Genomic DNA, 4929 nt, shown 5'->3' with positions numbered 1-4929 from the left:
GGTGCCGGGTAGCCGATGATGGTGCGCAGCGAGATGATGGACGGCTTGGACGTCTCGGCCTTTGCGTCCAGCAGTGCAGAGTACAGCTCCTGGACGTCTTCGACGTACTCGCCCGTCTCGGTCCAGTCCACGCGCTGGGTGTGCCAGCCGTACGCCTCGTAGCGCTTGAGGACATCCTCGGTAAAGGAGATGTCAGTGTCGTCCTCGATGGAGATATGGTTCTCGTCGTAGATCACCACGAGGTTGCCCAGTTCCTGGTGCCCGGCCAGCGAGGAAGCCTCGGACGTGACGCCTTCCTGAATGTCGCCGTCGGAGGCGATGACCCAGATGGTGTGGTCAAACGGGGACGTGCCCTCGGCGGCGTCGGCGTCGAACAGGCCGCGCATCCGCCGCTGTGAGTAGGCGAAGCCCACCGAGGAGGCCAGGCCCTGGCCCAGCGGGCCCGTGGTGATTTCGACACCGGCGGTGTGCTTGTACTCCGGGTGGCCCGGGGTCAGCGAATCCCAGGTGCGAAGCGCCTTGAGGTCGTCCAGTTCCAGGCCGTAGCCGGACAGGAACAGCTGGACATAAAGGGTCAGGGAGGAGTGGCCGGGTGACAGGATGAAACGGTCACGTCCCAGCCAGTCCGGGTCGCGGGGATCGTGGCGCATCAGCTTCTGGAAGAGAAGGTATGCGGCGGGCGCCAGGCTCATGGCCGTGCCCGGGTGGCCGTTGCCGACCTTCTCCACGGCATCCGCCGCCAGAACACGGGCGGTGTCTACGGCGCGCTCGTCCTCGGGCGTCCAGTTGAGTGTTGCTGAATTGGCAGTGCCGGGGAGTATCACATTTGTCGTCGGGTTCACGGTTTGTCCTTTTTGGATCTGGTCGGCCTGCAGCGGCCGGACGGATACTTTCTGGTTGATATCAATAATCGCGAACCAAATGGGCAGGGGTAACACTGTTTTCTGACGGTTCTGACTACCCTTTTGGGTTGGAAGGACGTTTCCGGCCGGGTATGCTGTCTGGATGAGTGCAGCGCCGGACCCATCCCTGAAAGAACTCACCGTGGCCCTACCAGACCTGCCGTGGCCGCTTTTGCAGAGTGTTGCAGCATTGGCCGACGCCCCTCTGGCCCAGATAGCGGAGCGCCTGCGTGATGCCACGCTCCCCTACATGGGAAGCAGCGCGCTTGTGATCTTCACGGAAGACTGCACAGGCCGCCCGCAGAAGAAGGCTGGCGACGAAGACATCATTTCCCGGGTCTCCATCGCCGAGCTGGACACACTCCGCGCCACCCTTAAGGATGAGGGACCTTGGTTCGGGGAAGCCGAGCTCGCCAGTAAGACCCGCCCCGTGCTCGCCCTGAAACACGCCTCGAGCAACGCCCTCCTGGTCCTTACCGATCCCCCTGCCGCTCCGGGGCGCAACGCCGGCCTGGACCTGGTGACGTATCTGTGGCGCCTTACAGCGCGGCGGATCCGGGAGAAGGTGGCCGATGCGCCGCCGTCGTACCTGCTCGAATCGCGGGCGGCATCCGCTGAACGCCTCCGCGTGACCGCGGAACTGACCGATGTGCACTCCACCACCCTGGAGACGCTCCTGGCAGCCCTTCGTTCCTCCTCGCTGGAGGACGCGGCGGCCCGCACAACCGTCATCGACCTCACCGCCAAAGCTCTGATCGGGATCCGGACCCACAGCGACCGCACTACAGACCTGGTGAAAGAGCCCGTCGCCAAGGCCTTCGAGCGCCTGCGGGAGGACCTGCGGCCGCTCACACGCTACAGCGGCATTGAGATTGAATTTATCGAACCGCCGCTGAATGGACGGGCTCTGCCGGGCGAAGTTGCCCACGCGGCACGGGCAATCGTCCGCGGACTTGTGCTGGCCATGACGGAACAGCCGGACGTCAGCAGGGTACGGACGCAATGGGACTGCGACGGCGAAAACCTGCTGATCAACGTCCGCGACGACGGCCGGGGTGCGCTCAAAGCCGACGCGCCGAGCATCGCCCGCCTGGACCGCAGGGTCCAGGCGCTCACCGGAACACTGCGGATCGACGTTATGCCGGGCTGGGGTGCGGACGTTTTTGTCACCCTCCCCCTGGACATGCAAACGACACGCCCGGCCGGGGATGTCGCAGGATGGGACCTTGCCGCCCGGGAACTCGAAGTCCTCCAGCACCTTGTCGCCGGAGAGCGCAACCGGACCATCGCCTCCACGCTCGGCATTAGCGAGAACACGGTCAAGTTCCATGTGCGCAACCTGTTCAGGAAGCTCGAGGTCGGTTCACGCACTGAGGCTATCGCCCTGGCACACAGCCACGGACTCCGGTAGCGGCGTAGCTGTTCACTCAAGTTGACTGTTCGGTCCATTTAAGACGAAACGGGCCGGCCCGCTCGTCCAGACCCTTGTGCGTGCAGGACCTCGTCTACGTCCGCCGCTGAGGCTGCCATCTGCCTGCGCATGTCGAAACCGCTAGCACCAACCGGGGTGCCCCGATGGTGGTGCTCTGGCTGTGGGCCGCGGCCTGCGGCGGATCGCAAGCCTGAACGGCTCGCCGCAAGAGGCCAACGACCCTTCCGCTAAATCCACCCAACCACGCTCTGAGACAGTGCCGTAACAGCGGTCCCGGCGCGGCGTTGACGGCTGGAATCCCGCTCCGCAGGTTTCGATCATGTTTCGGTATGTTTCCAACATGTTAACTGCGATGGGAAAATAACCCTGCGAATTTCTCACGTAAATATCCATAAAAGGCTCGCCTCGATGAATTGCATAACGTAGCTTTTTCTACACAGACCGAATGCAAGTGATCAGCGTCATGTTCAGTAGGTTCGGAACAGAGATCGGCTGGCACAGTAAAACAGCGGATCGGGTTTGCAAACGGTCCGTAGCAGATCAAGCAATTAGTAATCGGCCATGCCCAGGAAAACTTTCGGCATATTCCAGGCCTTACGGGGCAATTCGCCTATCAGGCCTTAGGGATCTCATCCTCAAAGAGAATCAAGGAGAAAAGTATGTCTATCGACATTGAAACCGAAACTGTTATTGGGGTAGCACACCCTCTCGATCCGCTCTCCCGCGACGAGATTTCCCGGGCCGCGGCGATCCTGAAGGATGGCCAGGCCGCGGCCGAATCGTTCCGCTTCATCAGTATCGAGCTGCGCGAACCGGAGAAGGAACTGCTCCGCTCCGGCGCGGCAACGGTCCGCGAGGCCGACGCGGTCCTCGTCGACCGGGCCGAGGCACGGTCCTACGAAGCGATCGTGGACCTGGACTCGGGCATCGTCTCCAAATGGACGCAGCTCGCCGCACACATCCACCCCCCGTTCATGCTCGACGAATTCGCCGAAGGCGAAGAGAGCTGCCGCAAGGACCCCGAAGTCCAGGCCGCCCTGGCCAAACGCGGCATCACCGACATGTCCCTGGTCTGCTTCGAACCCTGGTCCGTGGGCTACTTCGGCGAAGACGATCAGGGCCGGCGCCTGATGCGCGCCCTCGTCTTCGTCCGAGAAGAAGCAGACGACAGCCCCTACGCCCACCCGATCGAGAACTTCATCGTCATCGTGGACCTGAACACCGGCGAAATCGTCAAGGTCGAAGACGACCAGGCAATCCCGGTCCCGTCCGCGAGCGGCAACTACCTGCCCAAATACGTCGGCGAGGCCCGCACCGACCTCAAACCCATCTCCATCACCCAGCCCGAAGGCGCCTCCTTCACCGTCACCGGCAACCACGTCCAGTGGGCCGACTGGTCCTTCCGCGTCGGCTTCACCCCCCGCGAAGGCCTGGTCCTGCACCAGCTGAAATTCCGCAACAAAGGCGTCGAACGCCCCGTGATCAACCGGGCCTCACTCTCGGAAATGGTCGTCCCCTACGGCGACACCGCCCCCGTCCAAGCCAAAAAGAACGCCTTCGACTCAGGCGAATACAACATCGGGAACATGGCCAACTCCCTGACCCTGGGCTGCGACTGCCTGGGCGAGATCAAATACTTCGACGGCATCACCGCCGACAGCCACGGCAACCCCCTGACCATCGAGAACGCCATCTGCATGCACGAAGAAGACGACTCGATCCTCTGGAAGCACTTCGACTTCCGCGAAGGCACCACCGAAACCCGCCGCAGCCGCAAACTCGTCATCTCCTTCATCGCCACCGTCGCGAACTACGAGTACGCCTTCTACTGGCACCTCTTCCTCGACGGCAGCATCGAGTTCCTCGTCAAAGCCACCGGCATCCTCTCCACCGCCGGCCAGAAACCCGGCGAGAAAAGCCCCTACGGCCANACCCTGAACAACGACGGCCTCTACGCCCCGATCCACCAGCACATGTTCAACGTCCGCATGGACTTCGAAATCGACGGACCCACAAACGCCGTCTACGAAGTAGACATGGAAATCCCCGAACACAACCCCACCCACACCGCATTCAAAGCAGTCGACCGGCTCCTCGAAACCGAACAGGCCGCCATCCGCAAAACCGACTCCTCCAAACACCGCTTCTGGAAGATCGCCAACCGCGACAGCCGCAACATCGTGGACGAACCCGTCGCCTACCGCCTCATCCCCACCGACGGCATCCAACTCGCCGCCGGCGACGAGTCCTACGTCAGCAAACGAGCCCAGTTCGCCCGGAACAACCTCTGGGTCACCGCCTACAACCGCACCGAACGCTTCGCCGCCGGCGAATTCCCCAACCAAGCCACCGGCGCCGACGACGGCCTGCACATCTGGACCCAAGCAGACCGGAACATCGTGGACCAAGACCTCGTAGTCTGGTACACCTTCGGCATGCACCACGTCGTCCGCCTCGAAGACTGGCCCATCATGCCCCGCCAAAACATCGGCTTCATGCTCGAACCCCACGGATTCTTCGACCAAAACCCCACCCTCAACCTCCCCACCAACGAAAACCGAACCCAAACAACCAACACCGAAACATGCTGCACCA

The 4929-nt window shown here is 62.5% G+C and carries 2 protein-coding genes and 1 pseudogene; 2 read left to right on the top strand and 1 reads right to left on the bottom strand.

Going from position 1 to position 4929, the window contains the following annotated elements:
• Positions 1-842: pseudogene (locus DAD99_RS10810) on the bottom strand (transketolase); the annotation flags it as partial.
• Positions 843-1005: 163 nt separating this feature from the next.
• Here DAD99_RS10810 and DAD99_RS10805 point away from each other — a divergent pair.
• The gene (locus DAD99_RS10805; protein ID WP_185262149.1) at positions 1006-2313 is read left to right on the top strand and encodes a LuxR C-terminal-related transcriptional regulator; all 1308 of its coding nucleotides are present in this window, start codon (positions 1006-1008) and stop codon (positions 2311-2313) included.
• Between the two features lie 680 nt (positions 2314-2993).
• Positions 2994-4929, top strand: a 1936-nt coding sequence (locus DAD99_RS10800) for a primary-amine oxidase (RefSeq protein WP_193341534.1), incomplete at its 3' end; no start/stop codon positions are given.

The sequence above is a fragment of the Pseudarthrobacter sp. AB1 genome, assembly GCF_014926485.1.
GTDB lineage: Bacteria > Actinomycetota > Actinomycetes > Actinomycetales > Micrococcaceae > Arthrobacter.
The sequence above is the reverse complement of the archived record's forward strand: the minus strand, read 5'-3'. Positions and strand labels throughout refer to the sequence as shown.

Coding starts and splice junctions, on each gene's coding strand:
- DAD99_RS10805 (WP_185262149.1), top strand. CDS start 1,006: ATGAGTGCAGCGCCGGACCCATCCCTGAAAGAACTCACCGTGGCCCTA.